Source organism: Glutamicibacter uratoxydans (assembly GCF_006539925.1).
Taxonomy (GTDB): Bacteria; Actinomycetota; Actinomycetes; order Actinomycetales; family Micrococcaceae; genus Glutamicibacter; species Glutamicibacter uratoxydans.
In genome coordinates, this window is the sequence record NZ_BJNY01000018.1 from 16213 (window position 1) to 41036 (window position 24824).

Here is a 24824-nt window from a genome sequence, read left to right on the forward strand (position 1 = left end):
GGCGTTCGCTGCTGCAGCCGGAGACCCCTCCTGCTGTGACGCCTGTGACAAACTAAGAACATGGGAACAGCTAAACCTTCAACAACCTCTCAGGACGAGCTCGCAGCCTTTGAACGCGCCACCCAAGATCTTGTTGGCCTGGCGCTGCGCAGCGTGGAAAACCTTGAAGTTTCCCTTCCGCAGTTTCGCCTGCTCCTAGCACTTCACCGCGTGGGAACGATGACATCCAGCGACTGCGCCAAGGCACTGGGGATCGGCAATTCCTCGGTAACCCGCCTGGCAGACAGGCTCATAGTCTCCGGCTATCTCGTCCGCGGCTCCGACCCTGCGCATCGCAGCATTGTCACCCTGGAGCTCACCGAGCTGGGCCGCCAGACGGTGGAAGATGTTACCGCCCGGCGCAGAAACGACCTTCAAGAGGCGTTAGATCTGCTGAGCCCCGCAGAACGCAGCGCCTGCGCCGTGGCGCTCAACCATCTGCATGAAGTCATCGACCACGACGTAGCCGTACCCTGGGCTTCGCACCTGCCGCTTTAGCCGCACTCAAGCAATGAAGTCAGCATGGAAACCTTTAAACGCCTGTGAGTATTGAGGTGGCTGGTCTGGGACTAGCTGGCAGGATAAGAACCAGCCGCCCCACCCTGTGGATGTGACTCATTAAACGCCTGACCCGAAAGGTGTCTTTGTGCTGACTTGTCCATCCGATCGGGGTGGGTCGGCCGGGACCAATCCGGCCCACCACGGTAGCTTCATCAGAAGATTGTCCACCCCCGCTAGCGGGTGTGACCCATCACAGTGCTGTTCCGTAGTGACCCTTACCCGGACTGGTACCGGCCGTTCACGGCCGACCGAGAAAATCCAGGAAAGGAAAAAGTACGGTGACCGCACAACCTATCGTCGCTCATTGTCACCCATTTGTCGTGGGTGTCGACACTCACGCACGCAATCATGTCTACGCCATCATCGATTCCAGTAACGGCGCACTGCTTGATACTCAGTCGTTTCCAGTAACCAGCGCCGGGATCAACCGGGCCATCAACTGGGTCGCGCGCCGCACCCAAGGCGCAGCAGATGCCCTCTGGGCTATTGAAGGAGCCGCCACCTACGGCGCAATCCTTGCCGGCACCGTTGACGCCCACGGATTCCCCGTCACAGAGGCACCGCGCATGAGCAAGAAGCAGAACCGCGGCGTGGGAAAAACCGATTCCTTGGACGCCCACCGCATGGCGATGGCTTCCCTGCCGCTGCCGGTAGACAAGTTGCGCCTTCCGCGGCTGCATGAAGGAATCCGGCAAGGATTGCGCATCCTTGTCACGGCCCGTAGCTCGATGGCGAAGGACCGCACCAGATCGGTGAACGCTTTGAATGCCTTGGTTCGCAGCAACGTCCTGGGAATCGATGCCCGTAAGAATCTGACCGGTAGCCAGATCGCTGAAATCAGCCGCTGGCGGGAACGGGAAGAAGAGCTGTCGCTGAGGATTGCGCGATCTGAAGCGGTACGGCTGGCCAAGCATATTCTGGACTTGGACCAGCAGTTGTCGGCCAATGAGCAGCAGCTGGACGAGCTGGTCAAAGCCAGCGAAGCTGCACCCCTGTTGAACGAAATCGGCTTCAGGGCAATCACGGCAGCGAAGTGTTTCGTCGCGTGGTCCCATGAAGGACGAGTCCGTGATGAATCGGCGTTTGCCTGTCTGGCCGGCGTGAATCCAATACCTGCATCGTCGGGGAACACTACCCGGCACCGGCTTAATCGAGGCGGTGATAGGTCGTTGAATGCTGCCCTGCATATCGCCGCCGTCACGCGCATGGCCCATGACGAAGAGACACGAGCCTACGTTGAGAAGCGCCAGGCGGAGGGCAAGACCGATCGCGAGATCCGCCGGTGCATCAAACGCTATCTCGTCCGTCGCATCTTCAAAATCTTCAGTGCTTCAGCAATGGTTGAAGAAGTTCAGGTTGCGGCTTGACAGACATAGAAGAGTCAGCAGTACGTGGATTTCCTGATCCAGGAATTCGGCTGCGAAGCGCACCTCACGCCGTGGGGAATTTACATTGACATGCCCAATTTCGAAGACACCGGCCGAGCGGTCATCAAATGGCGCGTGACCGAGAAAGAGATTGCTTCACTCAATGGCATGCGGGTGTCCCGGGGCATCGTGGGCGGTGCTCCTTACGCGCAAATGGAACTTGGGGCCGCCCTCAGCGTCTTTATGGGAACCCGAGGCACCATTCACGGCCCGCGGCTTCGAGTAGAAGACGACGACTAAGGACTACGGTCCCAAAATCCCCTAATTCATAGGCGCAACTCCTTCCCGCCACAGCTTTGCCTAAAGCAAGAGTTGCTTAATGCAAATGTTGTGCCTACATTGGAATTGATCAATTCAATTGTGGGGAGCAGGCAATGCAAGACCTTGAAGAACGGCTTCGCCAGCTGGGAATGCGGGTGACCAAACCACGCAGAGCTGTCGTCGAAGAACTCTCGACAAGGTCCCACATCGACGTGGCAAGCATTGCCGCCGGCGCCCGCGAACGGCTGGGGAGCGTTTCAACCCAGGGAATCTACGACGTCGTCCACACCCTGACCGAGGCGGGAATCCTGCGCAGCATCGAGCTGCCCGGCGCCCCCGAGGTATTTGAATTGGCCCGAGGCGACAACCACCATCATCTGGTTTGCCGATCCTGCGGAAGCATCACCGACGTCCCCTGCCCGGTGGGCAAGGCCCCGTGCCTCGAACCGCTGGAGGACGCCGGCTACTACATCGATGAAGCGGAAGTGACCTATTGGGGCTTGTGCCCGGCCTGTCGCCCCGCCGATCTTGTTTCTGCGCCTCACCAAAGCACCATCCACACCCACTGATCGGAGAAGCCAATCATGTCCACCACCGGAAGCTCACATATCCAAGGGCCCCAGAAGCTCGGCCCGCTGACCCCACTGGTCGGCGAGTGGGAAGGCAATGTCGGCGTCGATCTTTCGTACCACAACCTCACCGATGAGACGAGCGAAACCGGCTACTTCGAGAAGGCTAGCTTCAAGCCGATTCCAATCCAGGAAAACGGCAAGCAGACCCTGTGGGGCTTGAACTACTCGATGACCGCATGGCGCCACGGCGAAGAAGCCATGGACCCCTTCCATGATGAGATCGGCTTCCTGCTCTGGGACCGCGAGAACAGCCAGGTCATCCGCAACGTGGTGTTCGGCCGCGGCATCGCAGTCCTGGCAGGCAGCACCGCTGGCCCGCGCGACACCACCCTACATTTCAATGCCACCCCGGGCGATCCCTGCTATGGCGTGCTGCAGAACAAGTACCTGAAGGAACGTGCAGAGATCAAGGAGTTCATCAGCTCCTTCACCATCAACGAGGACGGCACCTTCAGCTACACCTCGGACCTGCTGCTGCGCTTGGTCGCACTGGGCGCCGAAATGCGCCACACCGATGTGAACACCCTGCATCGCGTGAAGCGCTTCCACCCCAGCGAAGAAATCAACTAGCAGCCAGCGAAGCTGAGCCCGAAGAGGCCCAGCTTTGCTCCAGCTGTTTTGCTCCGGCCTGCCTAGGCGTTGGTCACCTGGGCGAGCAGTTCCACCACGTGCTGGTATTCCTTACCGGTGGCCCGGGTCATGCCCAGCTCGCAGGTGCGGTTGCAGGAGGCATGGGCTTGGGAGTTGATCTGCTTGACCTCGGCGGCCTCCGCTGCGGTGGCCGAGGCGGTCAGCTCCGGATGCAGCATGCCGCGGTCTCCGGCGAAGCCGCAGCAGCCCCAGTTCACCGGGGTGCTGACGGTGTCTGCCACAGCCTCGGCAACCTGCTGCAGCTGCGGGTTCAGCCCCATCTGGTTCGACGAACAGGTCGGGTGCAGCGTCAATGAGGCAAGCTTGTGCCCTGCCGGCAGCTTGTCCAGCAGGTGTTGCGCGGTGAAGGACAGCAGGTCGGTCACTTCGAAGCCATGCTGCTCAAGGGTCAGCGCGAAGCCCTCGGTGCAGCTGGAGGCGTCGGAGATGATCGGCAAGTTCTGCCCCGGCAGCGCGGCGCGGACCTCTTCAAGCACATGTTCGGCCATAACGTCGTGGCCAGACTTGTAGCCCTTGGAGGTCCACGGGGTGCTGCAGCACATGGATTCGATGCCCTGAGGCACGTAAACCGAGACCCCTGCCTGCTTGAGCAGCTTGGTGAAGGCCGAAGCCACGCCTTCGCCCTCGCCGGCGGGCCCAAACATCGAGTTCACGCAGGCAGGCAGGTAGACGGCCAGCGGCGCGGCTCCCTCGGCGCCGAGGTTGCCGATCAGCGGCTTGCGGGGCTTTCCGCCCGCCGGCAGGTCCGCAGAATACTGCGGGACCACGTCCTCGCCGATGATCTTGCGGGCCACATCGGTGGCGCCGCGCACCAGCGAGACAGGCATCTTGTCCGCCACGGTCAGCGCGACGGCGCCGCCGCGGGACACCGCTCCCCAGCCCTTGGCCGCAGCCTTGAATCCTGCTGCCATGACAGGATTGGCCTCTTCGCGGCGCAGCCGCTTGACGAGCAGGCCGGTATTGATTCCCACCGGGCAGGCGGTGACGCACATGCCGTCCACGGCGCAGGTCTGTACGCCGTCGTATTCATAGTCCTTCTCCAGCTCCTTGAGCAGCTGCTCATTGCCCTCCGCCTTGGCCTTTTCCATGGCGCGCTGCACCACGATGCGCTGGCGCGGAGTCAGGGTCAAGTCCTTGGAAGGGCAGACCGGCTCGCAGTAGCCGCATTCAACGCAGCGATCCGCCTCGATCTGGATGGTGGCGTTCAGCTTGATATTGCGCATGTGCGCCGCGTGGTCTTCGTCGACGATCACGCCCGGGTTCATCATCATGCGCGGGTCGCAGGCGGCCTTGAGCTCCAGATGCACCTCGTAGAGTTCGTCGCCGTACTGGGCGCGGACGAACGGGGCCATGGCCCGTCCGGTGCCGTGCTCCGCCTTGAGGTTGCCGCCCTTGTCCAGGATCAGCTGGACCATCTTGTCGTTGAAGCCGTTGTAGCGGTTCAGCGCCACATCGCCCTCAAAGCGGTCGGTGAGCATGAAGTGGATGTTGCCGTCCTTGGCGTGGCCGAAGATCACCGAATCTTCATAGCCGTACTCGGTGAACAGCTCCTGCAGGCTGCCGCAGGTATCCGCCAGCGAAGCCACCGGAACCGCCACGTCTTCCAGCAGTGCGGTAGTGCCCGACGCGCGGGCGCCCGCCACCGAGGCGTAGAGGCCCTTGCGGAACTTCCAGGCCGACTGGCGGTTCTTCGCGTCACTGCTCAGCAGCGCCTGGCTGCGCAGCGGGGCCGCGTCCAGCAACCCCTGGCCGATGCGCTGCAGGCCCTGCAGCTCTTCGGGGGCATCCGCGTGGTATTCGACCAGCAGGGCGGCCTCGCTGCCCACCTCAAACCCGAGGATGGCCTCCGGCACGCCGGGCAGCGCCTGGCCCACGCGCAGCGAGGTCGAGTCAAGCAGCTCAAGGGTGGCGGCCCCCGAATCCACCAGATCAGGCAGCGCACGGGTGGCCGAATCCAGGTTGTCGAACACCGCCAGAGTGGTGACCGCCAGCTTGCGGATCGGGATGGTGCTGAAGACCGCCTCCGCCACAAAGGCCAGGGTGCCTTCGGAGCCGATGATCAGGTGCGCCATCAGCGCCGCCGGGGTGTCGAAGTCCAGGAAGGAGTTCAGGCCGTAGCCCATGGTGTTCTTCAGCGCGAAGTGCTTCTGGATCTTCGCCACTGAGTCCGGGTTGGAGCGCACCCGCTTGATCAGCTGGTCGAGAGTTGCCACCAGCTCGGGCTCGGCGGCGGCGAGTTTGCGGTCGGCATCCGGATCCGCGGTGTCGATCATGGTGCCCGAGGGTAGCACGAAGGTCATGGATTCAAGGGTGCGGTAGGTGTTGAACTCGGTGCCGCAGGCCATGCCCGAGGAGTTGTTGGAAATGACGCCTCCGATGGTGCAGGCACCCTCGCTGGCAGGGTCTGGGCCCAGCTTGGTGCCGTAGACGGCGAGCCGGGCGTTGACCTGCCGTACGGTGGCCCCGGGCTGTACCCGCACGCGCTTGCCCTGATCCAGCACGGTGATCTGGCGGAAGTTCTTGCGCACGTCGATCATCAGGCCCTCGCCGCTGGCCTGGCCGGCCAGTGAGGTGCCGCCGGAGCGCAGGGTGACCGGCTGGTTGTTCTGGTGCGCGGCCTTCAGCAGTGCGGCGACTTCCGCCGCATCCTTGGCAATGACCACCGCCTGCGGTGTGAAGAGATAGTGCGAGGCATCTGAGGCATAGGCGACCCGGTCGATCGACCGGCTCTTGACCCGCTCGGGATCTGTTACCAGGTTGAGAATACTGGGAGAAATTTTGCTCTCACCGAGTGCTGGCGTGCTCAATGCCATGATGCGCTCCTCTTGCTCTAGTAGGTAAAACCTGCTGAATACGGGAATTGTCTAACAAGTACACAAGCCATCTTAGTACCTGCCATGGAATACTTGGAAGGGCAGTTGTGCGGTGCGTGAAAGGAAGAAGATGGCAGCCAGATTGGGAGTGGTCTCCGTGGTCCAGGCGATCGTCAAGTCGCTTCGCGCTCGAATTTTCAGCGGCGAATTGGCCCCCGGCACCCCGCTGGGTGAGGTCGACGTCGCCGCGCACTATGAAGTTGCCCGTCCAACTGCCAAAGCCGCTTTGGAGAACCTCGTCGCAAGCGGCCTACTGACGCGCAACGCGCATCAGACTGCAAGAGTCACGCTACTCTCTTCGCGTGACGCACGCGACATCTACCGCACCAGGGCGATCATCGAGGCCGAAGCGGTGCGACTGCTTGCCTCGAAGCGCCAGGTGCCCGCCGCGGCGCGGGACGCCAATGCTGAAATCACCACGCTGGCCGACGCCTCCCCCATCGACATCATCGATCCCGACATCCGCTTCCACGCGGCCTTGGTCCAGGCGCTGGAATCCCAGCGGACCAGTGCCATCTATGCGCAGCTGACCGACGAGATCCGGCTGTGCATGACCCACGTGCAGGATGCCACACTGCTGTCCACCCAGGACATTGCCGCCGAGCACGCCCGGCTGCTGCAGCTGATCTCCGAGGGCGAGGCGGCCAAGGCCGCGAAGGCGCTGGAGGAGCACCTGCAAACCGCCAGCAGCAAGCTGGCCGAGCACCTGGAGAGCCTGTAGCCATGGGATTTTTCAGCAAGAACCAGTTCACCTTCGAGCAGATCGACTCGCTGATGGCGCAGATTCCCGAGCTGCAGCTGGGCGAGGTGAAATTTTCGCCCCACACGCTGGCCGCTGGGTGGCGGAAAAACACTCCCAAGCCAGGCGTCGACCTTGCAGTCGGCGGGCTGACCGGCTGGCTGGAGCTTGAAGAAACCCTGCGCTTTACCGAAGGCACACTGTCGGTGCATGAAACTTGGACCGGCTCGCCGGCGCTGTTCTTCATCTCCACCCCGGCGAGCGCTCCGGCAGATTCCGCGGCCGGCGAGGCGCTGGCCGGCGTCCCTGCGGACCATGCGGGCATTCTGCACCCGGGCGACGACGGCCAGCTGCAGCTTCTTGCCACCTTGGACCCGCAGCAGCTGAGGCAGCTTGACCGCTGGATGCGCACCTTCCCAAGGCTCTAGCGTCCCGGCGCCCGCCGGCAAGCGCATGCCCGAATAGCGCCCCACAAACAGCCGCGGCGCAGGCGCCCTCAACTGGCCCCGCCGGGTGATTCCGCACACTTTCCCATATACCCCCACCCCTATTTATTGACATACCCCTGGGGGTATAACCTATCGTGGGTTTCAAGCCACCCACGAAAGGACCAGCCATGCTGCTCGAACGCCTCTATGACGAGGACCTAGCCCAGGCAAGCTACTTCATCGGCTGCCAAGCCAAGGGCGAAGCGATCGTCGTCGACGCCCGCCGCGACATCTCCGACTACCTCGCACTGGCCTCCAAGCACGGCATGCGCATCACCGCAGTGACCGAAACCCACATCCACGCGGACTACCTCTCAGGCACCCGCGAACTGGCCGCCGCCACCGGGGCCACCGCTTACGTCTCCGGCGAAGGCACCGCCGACTGGCAGTACAAGTTCGAGGCCGAACGCCTCATGGACAAGGACACCATCACGCTGGGCAACATCACCGTGACAGCGCGCCACACCCCCGGGCATACCCCCGAACACCTCTCCTTTTTGATCACCGACGGCGCATTCAGCAGCGAGCCGGGCTATATGCTCTCCGGAGACTTCGTCTTCTCCGGGGACCTGGGCCGTCCGGACCTGCTCGACGAGGCGGCCGGCGGAATCGACACCCGCTTCGCCGGCGCGCAGGACCTGTTCACCTCGCTGAAGAACGTCTTCCTCCAGCTGCCCGACCACGTGCAGGTCTACCCGGGCCACGGTTCGGGCAGCGCCTGCGGCAAGGCTCTGGGAGCCGTGCCGTCCACCACCGTGGGTTACGAGCGAAACTTCGCCTGGTGGGGCCGCTACCTTGCCAACGACGACGCCGAGGGTTTCATCGCGCAGCTGTTGGACGGCCAGCCCGACGCCCACGCCTACTTCGGCAGGATGAAGCGGCAGAACCGCGACGGGGCAGCGGTGCTCGGCCCACTGCCTCAGCTGAAGGAATTGGATGGGGAAGCCATCGCCGCGCAGGCCAGCGCGGGCACTGCGGTTTTCGTCGACACACGTTCGCACACCGAGATCGCCCAAGGCACCGTGGCAGGAGGCCTGTCCATCCCAGGCCCCGGAAAGATGGCAAGCTTCGCCGCCTGGGCCTACAACCCGGAAGCAGACAACCGTGCACTGATCCTGCTGGCCAAGGACGCGGAACAGGCCGAAGAAATGCGCGCCCACCTGCTGCGCGTGGGCATCGATGCCGCCGCAGGGTTCACCACCAGCATCGACGAACTGCCCAGCTACACCCCGCTGTCCATCACACCGGAAGAGCTCAAAGGTTTCGACTATGACCTGCTGCTGGATGTGCGCAACAAGAGCGAATTCGCCGCCGGGCACATCCCGGGAGCCAAGCAGCTCTCCGGCGGACGGGTGCTGTGGAACTTGGATGAGCTTCCAGCCGACGGAACCATCGTCACCTATTGCCAGTCAGGCCTGCGCAATGCGGTGGCTGCCAGCGCCCTGCGCGATGCCGGATACAACATCGTGGAACTGGCCGGCAGCTACGCCGCTTGGGCCCGGTCCAACGCCTAACCTTCAACGAAAGCCAGACGCCTCATGAACACCCCACTGCCTTCCATCAGCGCCCAAGAGCTTAAAACCCTGCTGGATGCGGATTCCCCCATCACCGTGCTGGATGTCCGCACCCCTGGTGAATTCGAAGCCATCCACATTCCAGGCTCCTACAACATCCCATTGAATCTATTGTCAGAGCATGCAGATGAGGTCAAGAAAAAGCTTGCCCAGAAAATTATCCTGGTCTGCCAGTCAGGCAGCCGCGCGACTCAGGCACAGCAGTGCCTGCTGGACTTCGACATCGAGTCCGGCAGCGTCCTGGCCGGGGGCATCGCCGCCTATGAGAACAGCGGCGGCAGGGTGATCCGCGGCGTGCAGCGCTGGGCCATGGACCGGCAGATGCGAATGACCGCAGGTAGCATCGTTCTGTTGAGCATGGCGGGGGCCAAGTTCATCAATCCCAAGCTTGGCTACATTGCCGCGGGCATCGGCGGCGGCTTGGTCTTCTCTGCGCTGCGCAACTCCTGCCCAATGATCAGCGCTCTGGCTGTCATGCCATGGAACAAGCCGAAGCACACCAGCACTGCCCTGTCAGGCATCCCCAGCGCCGGTCAGCAGCTGCTCGGAACAGGGAACTAGCCGGTGGTTCTCGAACCAATTCTGCTGCTGGTCCTAGCCTGCTCGATCATCGTGGGCCTGACTTTAGGTCTACTGGGAGGCGGAGGATCCATCCTCATGGTGCCGCTGCTGAGCTATGTAGCCGGCTTGGATCCCAAGCAGGCGATTACCACCTCTCTGTTCGTGGTGGGCGTGACCTCGATTGCCAGCCTGCTGCCTCATGCACGGGCACACAACGTGAAGTGGGGGCCCGGGCTGATCTTCGCCGGGGCGTCGATGAGCGGGGCATTCCTTGGAGGTCTGGGCAGCTCGCTGATCCCCGGACCGGTACTGATGACAGCATTCGCGGTGATCATGCTGGCCAGCGCTGGGAACATGATCCGCGGACGCAAAAAGTCAGCCGCGGCACAGCCCGGGCAGCGTTCGCTGATGCTCTTCGCCCCAGCAGGGTTGGCAGTCGGCCTGGTGACAGGACTGGTCGGGGCAGGAGGAGGATTTCTCATCGTCCCGGCGCTGGCGCTGCTGGCAGGGCTGAAAATGGCCGAAGCGGTAGGCACGTCGCTGCTGGTCATCACGCTGAATTCGGCGGCGGGCCTGCTCGGCCACCTAAATTCGACAACAGTCAATTGGCCGCTGGCCTTGGCAATTACGGCTGCCGCGGTTGCCGGTTCGCTGATCGGAGCCCGCTTGACATCCAAGGTTCCGGAGAAAAAGCTGCGCCGAGGCTTTGGCTACTTCGTATTAGCCATGGGCGTTGTGGTGCTGGTGCAGGAACTGCCGTCCCCAGCAAACCTGATCCTGCCAGCAGCGGCCCTGGCCGCCGGTTTGGGACGGTTCATCTATCAGCGCAGGCTTCCCGCCGCGCCAAGCAACTAGAAAGGCAACGACAATGACAACGGTGGAACTGACCGAGGCGAACTTCGCCTCCACAATCCACAGCTCCCCCATGGTCCTGGTAGATTTCTGGGCATCATGGTGCGGACCCTGCCGAAACTTCGCCCCAATCTTCGACGGGGCCGCCGCCGGAGAGCAGGACGTAGTCTTCGGCAAGGTGGATACCGAGGCGCAACAGGGGCTCGCCGCTGCGGCGCAGATCACCTCCATCCCCACGCTGATGGCATTCAAAGATGGGATACTGGTACATTCCCAGCCCGGAGCGTTGGATGCCAACGCCCTGGAGAGCCTGATCAGCCAGCTGAAGAACCTAGATATGACCCGTGTCAAAGCGGAAATGGAAGCAGCCAAGTAGCTTCCGCCAAGGAGAAGACCATGCGAAACGCAGACGCAGCAACCCAGAAGCGCATCCTCAACCGCCTCAAGCGGGCGCGCGGACAGCTTGATGCTGTCATCAACGCCGTAGAAGGCGACAGTTCCTGCCGCGAGGTCGTCACCCAGCTGTCGGCGGTGTCCACCGCCCTGGACCGCGCCGGTTTCGCCATCGTCTCCACCGCAATGCAGTACTGCATTGCAGACCCAGAAAAAACTGCAGAGGAAGAAGACGGCTTGACCGTCGAAGAGCTGGAAAAGCTCTTCCTCTCGCTGTCCTAATTACCGGGCAACCGCCCGAAAGGAGGCACCATGTGCCGTCAGGTTCAATGCAAGGTCTGCCAGAAGACCACCTGGGCTGGCTGCGGCCAGCACGTTGATGCTGTCATGAAGGGCGTACGAGCCAGCGACCGTTGCCAAGGTCATGAGAACGAACCGAAGACCGGGTTCTTCTCCAAGCTCTTCGGCCGCTAACCCCGCAGATCTCCATCGGCAGATGCGCACCCCAGCACCTGCCGATGGCTGGTTAACAATGGGTTGCACAATTGAGCCGCAGCGCCGCCTTTTGAAATAATCCAGGTAGTTCATCTGAATGACAACTACGCCGGTCATGTTTTGCAGGCGCCTTGAAACACGGATCTGATTTGGCTTGCGGTTGTCCATATAGGCCACCTATTTCCAAAGGAAACAGCATTTTTATGTCATCAAAGATCCGCATCGGAATCGCCGGCTACGGCAACCTCGGCCGAGGCGTACAGGCGGCCATCGCCAAGAACAGCGACATGGAACTGGTCGGCGTCTACAGCCGCCGCGACCCGAGCGGCCTTCAGCTCGCTACCGATGCCCCGCGCTTCCACGTGGACGAGCTGGCCGCGCACACTAATGACATCGATGTGCTGATCCTGTGCGGCGGGTCCCGCTCCGACCTGCCCGAACAGGGGCCGAAGTACGCCGCCCTGTTCAACACCGTGGACAGCTTCGACACCCACGCGCGCATCCCCGAATACTTTGAAACCGTGGACGCCCCGGCCAAGGCCGCCGGCAAGACCGCGCTGATCTCCGCCGGCTGGGATCCTGGCATGTTCTCCATCAACCGCGTCTACGGCGAAGCGCTGCTGCCCGACGGGGAAACCTACACTTTCTGGGGCCGCGGGCTGAGCCAGGGCCACTCGGACGCCATCCGCCGCGTGCCAGGCGTGGCGGCCGGCGTGCAGTACACGATCCCGAGCACCGAGGCCATCGAGAAGGTCCGCGCAGGCCTGCGCCCGACGCTGAGCACCCGTGAAAAGCACCAGCGCGAATGCTATGTGGTCTTGGAGGAAGGCGCGGACGCCGAAGCCGTGCGCGAAGCAATCGTCACCATGGAGCACTACTTCGACCAGTACGACACCACGGTGAACTTCATCGACGCCCAGACGCTGGCAGCTGAGCACTCGGATATGCCACATGGCGGCTTCGTGATCCGCTCGGGCAACACCAGCGATGAGCAGAAGCAAGTCATCGAGTATTCGCTGGCGCTGGGTTCGAACCCGGAGTTCACTTCCAGCGTGCTGGTCGCCTACGCCCGCGCCGTGCACCGCATGAACCAGGCGGGCGTCACCGGCGCCCAGACGGTCTTCGACGTGGCCCCGGGCCTGCTCTCGCAGAAGTCCGCCGCCCAGCTGCGCGCAGAAATGCTCTAAAAAGCTCACGCTGTCCCGCAGATCCGTCGAGGTCTGCGGGACAGCCTTGTTTAAGCCTGTTTAAGCTTCGGCCTGATCGAACTGCCGTTCGCTGAGCCAAGCGCGTTCAGACTCATCCAGCTTGCGCGGTGTTTTCCCGTCGCTGGAGAGGACCACCATGACGTTGCTGCCGTCAAACACCGGGTGCCCGTCCTGGTAGCCGATGTGGCGCACGGTAAACGACGAGGAGCCAATGCGCTGCACTCCAACGCGGACGGTGAGCTTCGAGGTGTAGTAAACCGGGCGCAGGTAGTCCACGATCAGCGACGCAACCACCAGCCCGTCGGGAAACAGCGTTGATGGCTGGTGGCGCCCGGACCAGCGCAGCCTGGCTTCCTCGATCAGGGTTACGACCCTTGCGTTGTTCACATGGCCCAGGACGTCTAGGTCGCTCCAGCGTACGGTGATTTCAAGTTCCTGGCCGCCGCTGGGAAGTTGTGCAGTTCTGCTCATGTGTTTATTTCAGCAAAGAACTGCTGTGCGATCGACTATCTGGGTGATACCCCTGCTTTTTCCCAATCAGCAGCTGGCCCCGGAACCAGAAAGAAGATCTGATGCAGAGCTGGTTCTTCGGCGGCTTCGAGCACCGCGGCTCGGGCCGGATCCCGCAGCATCAGCTTGCCCAGCAGGTGCTCCCGTTCAATGTCCCGCTGGCCGCTGGACAGCTCCATGAATTCGCCACGCCGCCCTTGCGGCGGACGCAAGATTTTGGACGCGTCGAAGTGGTAGCCGCGCTGCTGGGCTTCGTCCCAGATCCCTTGCAGGTAATGGCCGATAGCCACCAATGGTTCGGGCTGTTCTTTGAAGCGCACCAGCTGCGGGTGTTCGGTGTAGCCCCGGGTTTCACCGGCAAGGACCTTCTGCGCCAGCAGCGTTTCACGCCAACAGGCAACCAGTCCTTTGGCGTCTAAAAGTGAGGGGTGCAGGGACCACAATCGCATGTCCCTAGTCTAGGGAAGCCTTCAGGCGGTGGGGAACTCGATGATTTCGCTGCGGATCAAGAACCGCTTGCCTTCAGGCGCTTCAACAGAGAATCCGGAGCCGCGCCCGGTGACCACGTCCACGGTGAGTTTTGTGTGCTTCCAATACTCAAACTGCTCCTTGGACATCCAGAAGTCGATGTCCCCCAGCTTCTGCCCTTCGCTGTCGTCCAGCTGCAATACCCCCAGGCGGATATCGGCATCTCCCGTGCGGAACTCGCCGGCCGGATAGCACATGGGAGACGAGCCGTCGCAGCAGCCGCCCGACTGGTGGAACATCAGTGGACCGTGGATGCTCCAGAGTTTGCGCAGCAGCTCTAGCGACTGCTCGGTGAAGGCGACCCGTGAAAAGTCTTCTCCGGCAATGGCCGCACTGGTTTCGGTCACGCTGCTCATGACATGTACTCCTTTGGATTTCCGAAAGCTGTACCCACAGCCAGTGTCCGCTTTCCGGGGCGAATTTGCGACAGCCTCCGGAAATAGCCCAAGGGCTCCGGGGCGGGAAACGGCATCCCGCGCCCCGGAACCCTTGGGAATGCACTTCTTTAGAAGAAGCCGAGCTTGCCTTCTGCGTAGGAGACGAGCAGGTTCTTGGTCTGCTGGTAGTGGTCAAGCATCATCAGGTGGTTCTCGCGGCCGATGCCCGATGACTTGTAGCCGCCGAAGGCCGAGTGCGCCGGGTAGGCGTGGTACTGGTTGACCCAGACGCGTCCGGCCTGGATGGCGCGGCCGGCACGGTAGGCGGTGTTGCCCTCGCGGCTCCATACGCCGGCGCCCAGGCCGTAGAGGGTGTCGTTGGCGATGGAGATCGCGTCGTCATAGTCCTTGAACTTGGCCACCGCGACCACCGGGCCGAAGATCTCCTCCTGGAAGATGCGCATGTTGTTGGTGCCCTCGAAGATGGTCGGCTGGACGTAGAAGCCTTCGGCCAGATCGCCGCCCAGATCCGCGCGGGCGCCGCCGGTGAGCACCTTGGCGCCCTCGGCCTTGCCGATGTCCAGGTAGGAGAGGATCTTCTCCAGCTGGTCGTTGGACGCCTGGGCGCCCATCATGGTGTCGGTATCCAGCGGGTTGCCCTGCTTGATGGCCTGGGTGCGGGCTACGACCTTCTCCATGAACTCGCCGTAGATGCTCTCCTGGATCAGTGCACGCGATGGGCAGGTGCAGACCTCGCCCTGGTTCAGCGCGAACATCGTGAAGCCTTCTTGGGCCTTGTCATAGAAGGCGTCGTCTTTGGCTGCCACGTCCTCGAAGAACAGGTTCGGCGATTTGCCGCCGAGCTCAAGGGTGACAGGAATGAGGTTTTCCGAAGCGTACTGCATGATCAGACGGCCGGTGGTGGTCTCGCCGGTGAAGGCGATCTTGCGGATGCGCTTGTTGGAAGCCAGCGGCTTGCCCGCCTCCACGCCGAAGCCGTTGACGATGTTGACCACGCCGGCAGGCAGCAGGTCGCCGATCAGCTCGAAGAGCACCATGATGCTCACCGGGGTCTGCTCGGCAGGCTTGAGCACCACCGCGTTGCCGGCGGCGAGCGCCGGGGCCAGCTTCCAGGTGGCCATGAGGATCGGGAAGTTCCACGGGATGATCTGGCCGACCACGCCCAGCGGCTCATGGTAGTGGTAGGCGGTGGTGTCGTCGTCGATCTGCGAGAGGGTGCCCTCCTGGGCGCGGATGGCACCGGCGAAGTAGCGGAAGTGGTCCACCGCCAGCGGGAGGTCGGCGTTCAGGGTTTCGCGCACCGCCTTGCCGTTGTCCCAGGTTTCTGCAACCGCCAGCATTTCGAGGTTCTCCTCGATGCGGTCTGCGATCTTGTTCAGGATGACTGCGCGTTCTGCCGGGCTGGTTTTGCCCCAGGCAGGGGCTGCGGCGTGGGCGGCGTCCAGTGCTGTTTCAATGTCTTCTGCGGTGGAGCGGGCTACCTCGCAGAAGGGCTTGCCGGTGACGGGGCTGACGTTCTCGAAGTACATGCCCTTGGCTGGGGCGACCCACTGCCCGCCGATGTAGTTCTCATAGCGGGACTTGAAATTGACCAGTGCACCATCGGTGTTCGGGTTTGCGTAGACAGCCATTGTCCTGACTCCTTTGTCCAAAGTTCCTGCTGCGGCACCTGACCGCAAGACCTTGGTTGTGAGCGTAGTCACGCAAAGGTTGCAAGAAGGTTGCATGCCTGCCGAGCACCCTGCCCGCTCCGCAGCTCATCAGGCTTCGAGCGCCTCGATTTCCGCGACCAGCAGCGGACGCACCGGAGAATCCAGCGGCAGCTCGCGCAGCGAAGCCAAGAGCAGCTGGGAGTCCGCGCTCTGCCGCCCGAGACGCAGCAGCTGCTGCGCGGATCCGCGGTCAAGGACGATTTCCCGCAGGGCAATCTGCGCACGGCAGCGCAACGCTGCGATGCCTGGCGCTTGGGAACGCACAAGGATCTCAGCAGGGTAAAGCTGCAGCGCCCGTTCCAGATCGCCGTCTTCCATGGCACTCCAGAGCCGGGTCAACGTCGTTTGAAGCTGCCACTGCAACCGGTAAGGACGGGCTGCGATGCGGCGGAATGGAGAATCAGCCAGGAACTTGCGCAAACGGACCAGCTCAGAGCGCAAAGTTCCCTCGGAGGCCCCGTCGGGCTGCTCGAACAATTCCTCAACGAGCTGGGCGCTGTTCAGCCCCCGGGGATGAGCGGCAAGCACCGTCAGGATTTCAGCGTGACGCAGCGATATCGGCTTGCCCGAAAGTCGCGGCCCGTCGCTGGCGCAGAGGTCAAGGAAATCCTCATCAGGCCGTTCCATGGCAAGCGCCGGCAGCAATAGCTGTCCTTCCGCAGCTGACACCGCCGCCTGAAGCAAAGGCAGGGAGTGCACAGCGACAGCGTCAGCTCCGCCGGTCAGGTCAACCACCCCGATGATGCGTCCGGTCTGCGGGTTGCGAATCGGCACCGCAGAACAATTCAAATGATGCACACGCTCTGAAAGGTGCTCGGCGCCAGAGACTTGAACACCTCTTCCTGTGGCAAGCGCAACCCCTGGGGCCGATGTGCCCACCGAGGATTCCCTCCAGTTGGCCCCCTCACTGAATCCGACGTCCTCAGCGCCATTCATTGCGCCCCTGCTGCCGGCAACCCAGAGCAACGTTCCCTGAGCATCGGCAAGGGCTACCAGCAGATTGGCGTCGCTGGCAGCGGGAACCAGCAGCTTTTCGAAAACCGGCCAGATACGCTGCAGCTCACTGCGTTCCCGAGCCAGACGAAGGCTGTCATCACTGAGCATCGGAGGATGGCCGATCTGCACAGGGCTCGACAGGGAACGCCGCCACGATTCTCGTACGACACTTCTCAAGGGAAGCGCATCAAGGTCAGCCTGATGCGATCCCAATAGTTCGTGAGCCTTGCGCGCTCGGCTCGCCGCGGTCAACCAGTCCATACCTGCTTCGCCCACCGTGACTCCAGATGCCTGCATAACACCGTCATAACGCGGGTCACATTTCCCGCGCGTAGCTTACACACTAGGCCATGCGGTCGGGGATTTGTAACAATCATCCCGCTGATGCAGCTCGAAAACCCCAGATCCTTGTTCGAGATGGCCACCTAATCGCAAGTCACCCATTCACCCTAGTTGATTTTACATCTAAATTATTAGATGTATTGTCGCCCTGTTTAATTCATGGTCAAATCAGTGGAAACAAAGTGTACGCGCCCCCTTCCCTTCACCTCGCGGCAGGAGTAATATACAACCAAATGGTTGTATATGTTTTGAGCGATGAACAGGTTAACAAGGTCTTCCGCGCCTTGGCAGACGCCACACGACGAGATATCGTGCGGCGGACGTTGAGCGCAGAAGTGCGTGTGAGCGACCTCGCCGCTGCCTACGACATGTCGTTTGCTGCGGTGCAGAAGCACGTGGCCGCTCTTGAGGAGGCAGGCCTAGTTACCAAAATCGCACGTGGCCGCGAGCGTATTGTCCGCGGCCAGCCGGACACCATCCGGCACGTCCAAGAATTGCTCACCACCTACGAGGACATCTGGCGCCAGCGGATCAGCCGACTCGACGACTTCCTCGCAGATGAAACCAGCTAAGGATTTCGCCATGCCTGTCACTTCAATCCTCAAAGATCCCGAAACACTGACACTGACCGTCAACGCCAGCTTTCCGGTTCCCGTTTCACGGCTCTGGGATGCATATCTCGACCCCCGGCAGATCGAAAAGTTCTGGGGCCCCGTTGAATACCCGGCCACGTTCACGCGCCACGACGGTGCGGTCGGCGGACGAAGCGATTACTACATGACCTCTCCGGAAGGCGAGCAGTTCCATGGCTACTGGATCTGGAACGAAGTCGTCGAGCATAAATTCTTCGAGGTCACCGACGGATTCGCCCACGCAGACGGATCAGTGAACGAGGATCTTCCCGCCACTCGCACCGTCTTCAGTTTTGACCCCTGCGATGGAGGGTCCAATCTGACCATCACCGCCAACTTCGATTCCGTTGATGACCTTGAGCAGGTTGTCGCCATGGGCATGATCGACGGCACTCGTTCGGCCATGAGCCAGATCGAGCAGGTGCTGATCGACCTGCGCAACTACGCGCAGACCTTCGCCACCGAGGCTCAGCTGCTTTCCGACACCCAGGTACGAGTCAGCCGCATCATCCGCGGTACTCAGGAACAAGTCTGGCGTGCACATCACGATCCCGAACTCATGAAACGTTGGCTGCTGGGCCCCGACGGCTGGAAGATGACCGAATGCATCCTGCCCCAGGGCGCGGGAGACAGCTACCGCTACTGGTGGGAACCGAATTCCGGCGTCGAAGGCCAAGGATTCGGATTCGAAGGAGTTTGCCTGGCCAGCACACCGCGCAGCTTCGAATCATTCAGCGAGCGGATGATCGACACCGACTACCCCGCAACCGTCAATGAAACGACGTTCACCCCGGTACAGTCCGGTACCCTGCTCAGCCTGGTTATCACCTACCCTGACGCTCAGACCCGCGACATGGTCTTGGCCACCGGCATGACCGACGGAATGGAGGCCAGCTACGCCCGCCTTGAATCCATGCTCTGAGCGATTCGCCCCACATCCGTCTTCCTCTGCAGGGCAAATATGAAACACTTAGACCTATGAGTACCCACAATGTGCGCGCAGGCCTGGACAAGCAGGCGAATCAGGTCCAGCAGATGTTCGACAACTTGGCCCCCAAGTACGATCTGCTCAACACGCTGATGACCGGCGGCATTGTGAACTACTGGCGCAAGATCACCACCGAATCAATCGCACCCAAGCCAGGCGAGCGGATCCTCGATCTGGCTGCAGGCACCGGCACTTCATCGGTACCCCTGGCGAAAGCGGGAGCAAAGGTCACCGCCTGCGATATGTCCCACGGCATGCTCGCCGAGGGCCGCAAGCGCTACCCAGAGCTTGATTTCGTCTATGGCAACGCAATGGATCTTCCGTTCGAAGACAACACCTTCGACGCGGTCACCATCTCCTACGGGCTGCGCAATATTTCGGACACCGAAAAAGCACTCTCCGAGCTGTACCGCGTCACCAAGCCAGGCGGGCGCATTGTCGTCGCAGAGTTCTCCACCCCGACGTTTGCGCCGATTAAGGTTGCCTACCAGCAGTTCCTGCCGCGCGTCATTCCGGCCCTGGGGTACCTGGTATCTCCGAATCCATCTGCTTACGCCTACCTTGCCGAATCAATTGCAGCATGGCCAGGGCAGGAGGAGCTCGGACGCAAGTTCGTCAACGTGGACTGGAAGAAGGTCGAGTACCGCAATCTGACCGGCGGCATCGTCGCAGTTCACCGGGCTTGGAAGTAGCTGCAGATTTTTTGACATCAGGGACGCACCAATTGGTGCGTCCCTGACGTTTTTATTTCCCGGAATTGCCTGCTGCACCCACGCTGTTCCTGCTGCGCACGGCAGTAGCTGCAGCGAGAATTACCGCCAAACCTCCAAGCGCCGTCGGCCAAGTCAACGATTCCCCAAGGAAAATGACTGCCCAAAGGATGGTAAGTACCGGTTGTACCAACTGTGTTTGGCTCACTTGAGCCATCGGGCCGATAGCCAGGCCTCGATACCATGCGAAGAACCCCAGAAACATGCTCACCAATGCCAAATAGCCGAATGCCGCCCACTGAAGCGGCTCAGCCTGCGGCAGCTGGAACCCTGTGGACCACAGACTCAGTACCGTCGTAACGGGAAACGCCAGCACCAGCGCCCATGAGACCGTTTGCCAGGATCCGAGTTCACGCGAGAGCATTCCACCTTCCGCATAACCGATGGCGGCGGCAACAACCGCACCAAAAAGCAACAGATCAGGTCCGCTGAGCCGGCCAATAGCTCCAGCCTGCAGCGACGCGAAGAGCAGTGCGCACGAAGCCCCGAGGCACATGGCGACCCAGAACTTCCGCCCCGGCTTTTCCCTGCTTCGCCACACGGCGGCCAGGGCGGTCGCGGCAGGAAGCAGGGCAATCACCACGGCCCCATGGCTTGCGGGAACAACTGTCAGGGCGTAGGTGGAAAGCAGGGGGAAACCCAGCACGATCCCCAGCGCAACGATGACAAGGCGCAGCAGTTGGCGCGCGTCGGGCAGTTTCTGCCTCGTAGCAGTCAAGGCAATCCCAGCAAATACGGCGGCGATCATGGAACGGCCCACACCAACGAACAACGGCGGCAAGCCCTGCACTGCAGTTGTCGTCATCGGGACGGTGAATGAAAATGCCACCACCCCAACGATCCCCCACAGGTATCCGCGTGATACACCGAGTGGTATCGCTGGACGAATTTTAACAGTAGCGCTATCGTGTCTATACATGAACAATGATAGCAGTTCGCAGATTGTTGAGAAGCTGAAAAAGATTATCGACAGCTCCGCCCCCGGAACTCGACTGCCGTCAACGCGTTCATTGGTGACAGAATTCCAGGCCAGCCCCGTCACCGTCCAAAAGGCCTTGCAATCGCTGTCCATGCAGGGGCTAATCGAAAGCCGCCCCGGCATTGGAACTTTTACCCGAAGCTCCGGCCTGACCCGCCCTGCCGATTATTCCTGGCAGAGCACCGCTCTAGGCTCGGCCAGGACGCGGCGAACAGCTGCAGCCACACCGCTTGGCCGCCCTGGCAATGATTCCTTGAGTTTGCACCACGGCTATCCCGAACCAGGGCTTCTGCCGTCAAGGCTTGTCCGCTCCGCAGTCAACCGAGCCTCGCGCAGTGAATCGGCGCTTGCCTGCCCGCCGCCTGGCGGGCTGCCCGACCTGCAGAGGTGGTTTGCCCGCGAACTCGCTGAGCAATCCATCGGCTCCGTTACTCCTACGGCCAAAGATGTCATCATCATGCCGGGAAGCCAAAGCGGGCTGAGCTCGATATTCGCCTCGCTGGTTGGAGCGGGACAGCCGCTGCTCGTCGAGTCGCCCACGTACTGGGGAGCCCTCTTGGCCGCCGAGAATGCAGGAGTCCAGCTCATCCCGGTTTCCAGTGGGCCCAACGGCCCCGACCCGGTTGAACTCTCCAAGGCCTTTGACCGCAGCGGGGCCCGAATGTTCTACGCCCAGCCCAACTTTGCAAACCCGACGGGCGCCCAGTGGACTGCAGCGCTCAAAGAACAAATTCTCGCAGTCGTCCGCCGGCATTCGGCATTCCTTGTCGAAGACGATTGGGCCCACGATTTCGGAATCGAATCATCAAGTATCCCGTTGGCCGCCGCAGACGACTCCGGACATGTCATCTACATCCGCTCGCTGACCAAATCCGTTTCTCCCTCCCTGCGCGTCGCCGCGGTCATCACCAGAGGTCCTGCACGCGATCGAATCCTTGCCAACACAGCAGCTGAAGCCATGTACGTCAGCGGGCTGCTGCAGGCGGCGGCGCTCGACGTCGTCACCCAGCCGGCCTGGAATACGCATCTGCGGTCATTGCGCTCCCAATTGAGCGCTCGAAGAGACCTGTTGATCTCAAGCCTCCATGCCGAAGCACCCGAAGCACAGCTTGAACTGGTCCCCCAGGGCGGACTGAACTTGTGGCTCAGACTCCCAGAACACACCGACCTCAAGCTGCTGACGCAGGACTGCTTGCGGGCGGGCCTTGCCATTGCCGGGGAAGTCAACTGGTTCCCCGCCGAGCCTGCCGGAAAGTACTTGAGGGTCAACTACGCCGGAGAACGCTCGGCTGAGTTCCCCGAGGCCGCAAGAATTCTCGGCGAAGCCCTGCGCAGCCAATAGCGGCTCTCCACGCATGCACCCTAAGGCGGGGCATCGCATCACCGCCCCAGATGCATGCCTGCTACACTCGATTCCATGGATATCATCTCCGCATAGCCAAGAACTCATCTTCGCGCCCCGATCTTCGGCGCACTGTTCATCTTTTGGCTGCCGGCAGAGGTATCTTTCTCTTTGTGTTTTGCATTTTGCACCACGTGAACCCCGCCTCGGCAGCCTCCTCACCAAGCAGAGGAGCCGCACATGGCACTTACACCACCCATTACCCTTCATTCGCTGGGCTTCAGCTGGCCGGATGGCAGCACCGCGCTGTCGATGCTGGAAGGCACCTTCCCTTCCGGAGCCAGCGGCCTGGTAGGACGCAACGGCAGCGGCAAATCAACGCTGCTCAAACTCATCGCAGGGAAACTCACGCCGACGTCCGGGAGCATCTCGGTCTCGGGAGACATCGGATACCTCGCCCAGAACATCACCCTGCAAATTGACGCCACGCTGGCGGACCTGCTCGGCGTCGCGGCGACCTACCGCGCTTTGCAGGCCATCGAAGCGGGAAGCGTCGAACCCGAGGACTTCGATGCGGTAGGCAGCGACTGGGACCTGGAAGCCAGGGTAGAAGCAGAACTGGCCGGTTTGGGCCTTGAATCCATGAGTCTCGAACGCAAAGTCAGCGAGCTGTCCGGCGGCGAAACCATGCTGCTTGCGGTCCTCGGACTCAAGCTGGCTGGCAGGCAGATCACGCTGCTTGACGAGCCGACGAACAATCTGGACAACGACACCAAGGAGCTGCTCTACGAGCTGCTCAAATCCTGGAAAGGCACCTTGCTGGTGGTCAGCCACGACCTGCAGCTACTGGAACAGATGGATCACACCATAGAGCTCTACGACGGCCAGCTGAGGTTCTTCGGCGGCCCCTACAGCCTGTATCTGGAACAGATCGAGGGCGAGCAGTCGGCCGCCGCGCAGGCGGCCAAGACCGCCAATGCCGCACTGAAGGTGGAAAAGCGCCAGCGCGTGGAAGCCGAAACCAAGCTGGCGCGCACCAAGCGCAAGGGGCGCGCCGAGCAGCTGGGCGGAAACATGCCGCGAATCCTCGCCAACAGCCTCAAGCAGAAGTCGGAGGCAACAGCCGGAAAGACCCGGGCCCACCTGGACGGCAAGGTCGATGCGGCGCAGCAGAGCGTCGATGCGGCAGAATCGCGGCTCAGGGAAGTCGAGCATATCAATCTGGACTTGCCCGATCCCCAGCTTCCTTCAGGGCGCCGGGTGCTGGAACTCGCCGACAGCGAGCGAACCCACTTTATGCAGGGCCCAGAACGCGTGGCCCTGGTCGGGCCGAACGGAACCGGCAAAACCACCCTGCTGCGTCAGCTCATGTCGGGCTCGGAAGCCCACACAGGTCTGACGGGCCAGATTTTCGTGGACCGCTACGGGTTTTTGCCGCAGCAGCTTTCAGGGCTCGACGATGCGCTCAGCCCCATGCAGAACCTCGCACAATCGGCCCCGGAGGTTCCGGCAGGCACCATCCGCAATACGCTGGCACGGCTGCTGCTGCGCGGACCCAGCGTGGACCGCCCGCTCTCCAGCCTGTCTGGCGGTGAGCGGTTCCGCGTGTATCTGGCATGCCTGCTGGTGGCAGATCCGCCGAACCAGCTCTTGATCCTCGACGAGCCGACCAACAACCTGGATATCGACAGCGTACGGCAGCTGGCAGAAGCCTTGAACTCCTATCATGGCGCATTGCTGGTGGTCAGCCACGACCAGAATTTCCTGGATCAGCTGGGCCTGGACTACACGCTGGCCTTGGCCAAGAACCGCCGGATCACGCGCCGCTAGCTGTCGTTGCAAGGCATACGGCGGCACCCGGCGTACACTTAGGCAAAGCCCAACGCCGAGGACCGAAAGCACCAAAAACATGTCCTACCCGCAGCGCACAGTTGAAGTCGTCGATACAGGACTGGTCATTGACCAATCTGCAACACTGCTCTGGAAGGATATCCGGCGCGCATTCATCTACGACGCAGGATCCGGCGGCAACGACCTGACCTGTGCGGAGTTCCACCTGTCCGAAGGCTACAGCGTTGAAATCAACAGCGAAATGCCCGGCTGGGAGCACGCATTGCAGCATCTGCCCAGCCAAATCCAGAACCTCGTCGACGAACGCTGACCCGCCGCCGGGCAACATTGACTCAGAGGTCCGTGGACTCCTAGGCTCGAGCGTAGTTCGAGCCTAGGAGTCTTTTAATGGCCACCATCGTTTTATTCCACCATGTCCAGGGCCTGACCCCTGGCGTCCAGGCCATGGCCGCAGAATTGCGCGCCGAGGGGCATTCAGTGCACACGTTGGACCTCTACGCCGGCAAACTGCCCAAGGACCTTGAAGCCGGCATCCGGATGGCCAACAAGATCGGCGAAGACAAGATCCAACAGCGAGTCGACAAGCTGTTCAAGAATCTTCCAGAAGAACTCGTGTATATCGGGACATCGTGGGGCGCGGCCCTCGCCCAGCAGTGCGCCCAGCAGCGCCCCGGGACCCGCGGAGTCGTCTTGCTCGAATCCTTCGTCGACCTCGATGCCGAGTGGAGCTTCGGCCCCTGGCCGGAAGGCGTGCCGGTGCAGATCCACGGCATGGACGACGACCCGTTCTTTGCCCGTGAAGGAGATCTTGAAGCTGCTGAACGCTTCGTCGCCGCAGAAGGACAAGATCTGGCACAGCTTTTCACTTACCCCGGCAGCAAGCACCTCTTCACCGACAGCTCGCTGCCATCGCATGATCCGGAATCAAGGGCATTGGTCATGCAGCGCGTGAAGGCGTTCCTCAAAGATCTTTAGAACAATTTATTCACAAATAAATACTGGCGGCGCCGTGAATTCCACCC

At 61.7% G+C, this 24824-nt stretch carries 28 protein-coding genes; 20 read left to right on the top strand and 8 right to left on the bottom strand.

Going from position 1 to position 24824, the window contains the following annotated elements; translation table 11 throughout:
• The first annotated feature begins 60 nt into the window (after window positions 1–60).
• The 5 genes from AUR04nite_RS14200 to AUR04nite_RS14220 all read left to right on the top strand — a co-directional run bounded on the left by AUR04nite_RS14200 (window position 61) and on the right by AUR04nite_RS14220 (window position 3490).
• On the top strand, window positions 61–537 hold the full coding sequence (locus AUR04nite_RS14200) for a MarR family winged helix-turn-helix transcriptional regulator (protein WP_141366267.1): 477 nt from the start codon (window positions 61–63) through the stop codon (window positions 535–537).
• A gap of 341 nt (window positions 538–878) precedes the next feature.
• Window positions 879–1967 (top strand): IS110 family RNA-guided transposase, encoded by a 1089-nt coding sequence (locus tag AUR04nite_RS14205; RefSeq protein WP_141366269.1) that lies wholly within the window; start codon window positions 879–881, stop codon window positions 1965–1967.
• Between the two features lie 24 nt (window positions 1968–1991).
• Window positions 1992–2267, top strand: coding sequence for a hypothetical protein (locus AUR04nite_RS14210; protein WP_141366271.1), 276 nt, complete (start codon window positions 1992–1994; stop codon window positions 2265–2267).
• Between the two features lie 134 nt (window positions 2268–2401).
• Entirely contained in the window at window positions 2402–2857 is a 456-nt protein-coding gene (locus AUR04nite_RS14215) for a Fur family transcriptional regulator (protein ID WP_141366273.1), read from the top strand.
• Between the two features lie 15 nt (window positions 2858–2872).
• The gene (locus AUR04nite_RS14220) at window positions 2873–3490 is read left to right on the top strand and encodes an FABP family protein (RefSeq protein WP_141366275.1); all 618 of its coding nucleotides are present in this window, start codon (window positions 2873–2875) and stop codon (window positions 3488–3490) included.
• Window positions 3491–3552: 62 nt separating this feature from the next.
• Here the strand turns inward: AUR04nite_RS14220 and AUR04nite_RS14225 are convergent, their stop codons facing one another.
• Window positions 3553–6384: an FAD-binding and (Fe-S)-binding domain-containing protein gene (locus tag AUR04nite_RS14225; RefSeq protein ID WP_141366277.1), complete on the bottom strand. Its 2832-nt coding sequence runs from the start codon at window positions 6382–6384 to the stop codon at window positions 3553–3555.
• Window positions 6385–6514: 130 nt separating this feature from the next.
• Here AUR04nite_RS14225 and AUR04nite_RS14230 point away from each other — a divergent pair, with 130 nt between their 5' ends.
• From AUR04nite_RS14230 to AUR04nite_RS14260, 7 genes are all read left to right on the top strand, one after another.
• A complete protein-coding gene (locus AUR04nite_RS14230; RefSeq protein WP_141366279.1) occupies window positions 6515–7165 on the top strand; it encodes a GntR family transcriptional regulator in 651 nt (216 codons plus the stop codon).
• 2 nt (window positions 7166–7167) lie between these two features.
• Entirely contained in the window at window positions 7168–7611 is a 444-nt protein-coding gene (locus AUR04nite_RS14235; RefSeq protein WP_141366281.1) for a hypothetical protein, read from the top strand.
• Window positions 7612–7799: 188 nt separating this feature from the next.
• Entirely contained in the window at window positions 7800–9185 is a 1386-nt protein-coding gene (locus AUR04nite_RS14240) for an MBL fold metallo-hydrolase (RefSeq protein WP_141366283.1), read from the top strand.
• Window positions 9186–9209: 24 nt separating this feature from the next.
• Complete coding sequence (locus AUR04nite_RS14245) at window positions 9210–9806, top strand: rhodanese-like domain-containing protein (RefSeq protein ID WP_141366285.1); 597 nt, start codon at window positions 9210–9212, stop codon at window positions 9804–9806.
• Window positions 9807–9809: 3 nt separating this feature from the next.
• Entirely contained in the window at window positions 9810–10661 is an 852-nt protein-coding gene (locus tag AUR04nite_RS14250; RefSeq protein WP_141366286.1) for a sulfite exporter TauE/SafE family protein, read from the top strand.
• A 13-nt stretch (window positions 10662–10674) separates the two neighbouring features.
• Window positions 10675–11034, top strand: coding sequence for a thioredoxin (gene trxA / locus AUR04nite_RS14255; RefSeq protein WP_141366288.1), 360 nt, complete (start codon window positions 10675–10677; stop codon window positions 11032–11034).
• A gap of 20 nt (window positions 11035–11054) precedes the next feature.
• Window positions 11055–11333 (top strand): metal-sensitive transcriptional regulator, encoded by a 279-nt coding sequence (locus tag AUR04nite_RS14260; RefSeq protein WP_141366290.1) that lies wholly within the window; start codon window positions 11055–11057, stop codon window positions 11331–11333.
• Here the strand turns inward: AUR04nite_RS14260 and AUR04nite_RS17955 are convergent, their stop codons facing one another.
• Entirely contained in the window at window positions 11334–11714 is a 381-nt protein-coding gene (locus AUR04nite_RS17955) for a hypothetical protein (RefSeq protein ID WP_170184218.1), read from the bottom strand.
• Between the two features lie 35 nt (window positions 11715–11749).
• Between AUR04nite_RS17955 and AUR04nite_RS14265 the strand changes: the two genes are divergently transcribed.
• Window positions 11750–12733: a diaminopimelate dehydrogenase gene (locus AUR04nite_RS14265; RefSeq protein ID WP_141366292.1), complete on the top strand. Its 984-nt coding sequence runs from the start codon at window positions 11750–11752 to the stop codon at window positions 12731–12733.
• A gap of 60 nt (window positions 12734–12793) precedes the next feature.
• On the opposite strand, the gene AUR04nite_RS14270 is transcribed toward AUR04nite_RS14265, so the two are convergent.
• From AUR04nite_RS14270 to AUR04nite_RS14290, 5 genes are all read right to left on the bottom strand, one after another.
• A complete protein-coding gene (locus tag AUR04nite_RS14270; protein ID WP_141366294.1) occupies window positions 12794–13225 on the bottom strand; it encodes an acyl-CoA thioesterase in 432 nt (143 codons plus the stop codon).
• A 35-nt stretch (window positions 13226–13260) separates the two neighbouring features.
• Window positions 13261–13713: a pyrimidine dimer DNA glycosylase/endonuclease V gene (locus tag AUR04nite_RS14275; RefSeq protein WP_141366296.1), complete on the bottom strand. Its 453-nt coding sequence runs from the start codon at window positions 13711–13713 to the stop codon at window positions 13261–13263.
• 21 nt (window positions 13714–13734) lie between these two features.
• Window positions 13735–14148, bottom strand: a complete 414-nt coding sequence (locus tag AUR04nite_RS14280; RefSeq protein WP_141366298.1) for a DUF779 domain-containing protein — start codon at window positions 14146–14148, stop codon at window positions 13735–13737.
• A gap of 149 nt (window positions 14149–14297) precedes the next feature.
• Window positions 14298–15821, bottom strand: a complete 1524-nt coding sequence (adh, locus tag AUR04nite_RS14285; RefSeq protein ID WP_141366300.1) for an aldehyde dehydrogenase — start codon at window positions 15819–15821, stop codon at window positions 14298–14300.
• A 129-nt stretch (window positions 15822–15950) separates the two neighbouring features.
• On the bottom strand, window positions 15951–17195 hold the full coding sequence (locus AUR04nite_RS14290; protein ID WP_141366302.1) for a GAF domain-containing protein: 1245 nt from the start codon (window positions 17193–17195) through the stop codon (window positions 15951–15953).
• A 278-nt stretch (window positions 17196–17473) separates the two neighbouring features.
• Here AUR04nite_RS14290 and AUR04nite_RS14295 point away from each other — a divergent pair, with 278 nt between their 5' ends.
• From AUR04nite_RS14295 to AUR04nite_RS14305, 3 genes are read left to right on the top strand one after another with little or no spacing between them, the layout of a single operon-like run.
• Window positions 17474–17812: an ArsR/SmtB family transcription factor gene (locus tag AUR04nite_RS14295; protein ID WP_141366304.1), complete on the top strand. Its 339-nt coding sequence runs from the start codon at window positions 17474–17476 to the stop codon at window positions 17810–17812.
• A 10-nt stretch (window positions 17813–17822) separates the two neighbouring features.
• A complete protein-coding gene (locus tag AUR04nite_RS14300) occupies window positions 17823–18794 on the top strand; it encodes an SRPBCC family protein (protein ID WP_141366306.1) in 972 nt (323 codons plus the stop codon).
• 56 nt (window positions 18795–18850) lie between these two features.
• On the top strand, window positions 18851–19552 hold the full coding sequence (locus AUR04nite_RS14305; RefSeq protein WP_141366308.1) for a class I SAM-dependent methyltransferase: 702 nt from the start codon (window positions 18851–18853) through the stop codon (window positions 19550–19552).
• A 52-nt stretch (window positions 19553–19604) separates the two neighbouring features.
• Here AUR04nite_RS14305 and AUR04nite_RS14310 read toward each other — a convergent pair whose 3' ends face one another.
• A complete protein-coding gene (locus AUR04nite_RS14310; protein WP_141366310.1) occupies window positions 19605–20549 on the bottom strand; it encodes a DMT family transporter in 945 nt (314 codons plus the stop codon).
• Between AUR04nite_RS14310 and AUR04nite_RS14315 the strand changes: the two genes are divergently transcribed.
• The 4 genes from AUR04nite_RS14315 (at window position 20548) to AUR04nite_RS14330 (ending at window position 24777) form a co-directional block, all read left to right on the top strand.
• The gene (locus tag AUR04nite_RS14315; RefSeq protein WP_141366312.1) at window positions 20548–21951 is read left to right on the top strand and encodes an aminotransferase-like domain-containing protein; all 1404 of its coding nucleotides are present in this window, start codon (window positions 20548–20550) and stop codon (window positions 21949–21951) included. The two genes, AUR04nite_RS14310 and AUR04nite_RS14315, sit on opposite strands and share 2 nt — an antisense overlap.
• 240 nt (window positions 21952–22191) lie before the next feature.
• Window positions 22192–23781 carry an ABC-F family ATP-binding cassette domain-containing protein gene (locus tag AUR04nite_RS14320; protein ID WP_141366314.1) on the top strand — a complete coding sequence of 530 codons (1590 nt, stop codon included), beginning with the start codon at window positions 22192–22194 and terminating at the stop codon, window positions 23779–23781.
• A 79-nt stretch (window positions 23782–23860) separates the two neighbouring features.
• Window positions 23861–24112 (top strand): hypothetical protein, encoded by a 252-nt coding sequence (locus AUR04nite_RS14325; protein WP_141366316.1) that lies wholly within the window; start codon window positions 23861–23863, stop codon window positions 24110–24112.
• A gap of 77 nt (window positions 24113–24189) precedes the next feature.
• On the top strand, window positions 24190–24777 hold the full coding sequence (locus tag AUR04nite_RS14330; protein WP_141366318.1) for a dienelactone hydrolase family protein: 588 nt from the start codon (window positions 24190–24192) through the stop codon (window positions 24775–24777).
• Window positions 24778–24824 lie beyond the last annotated feature (47 nt).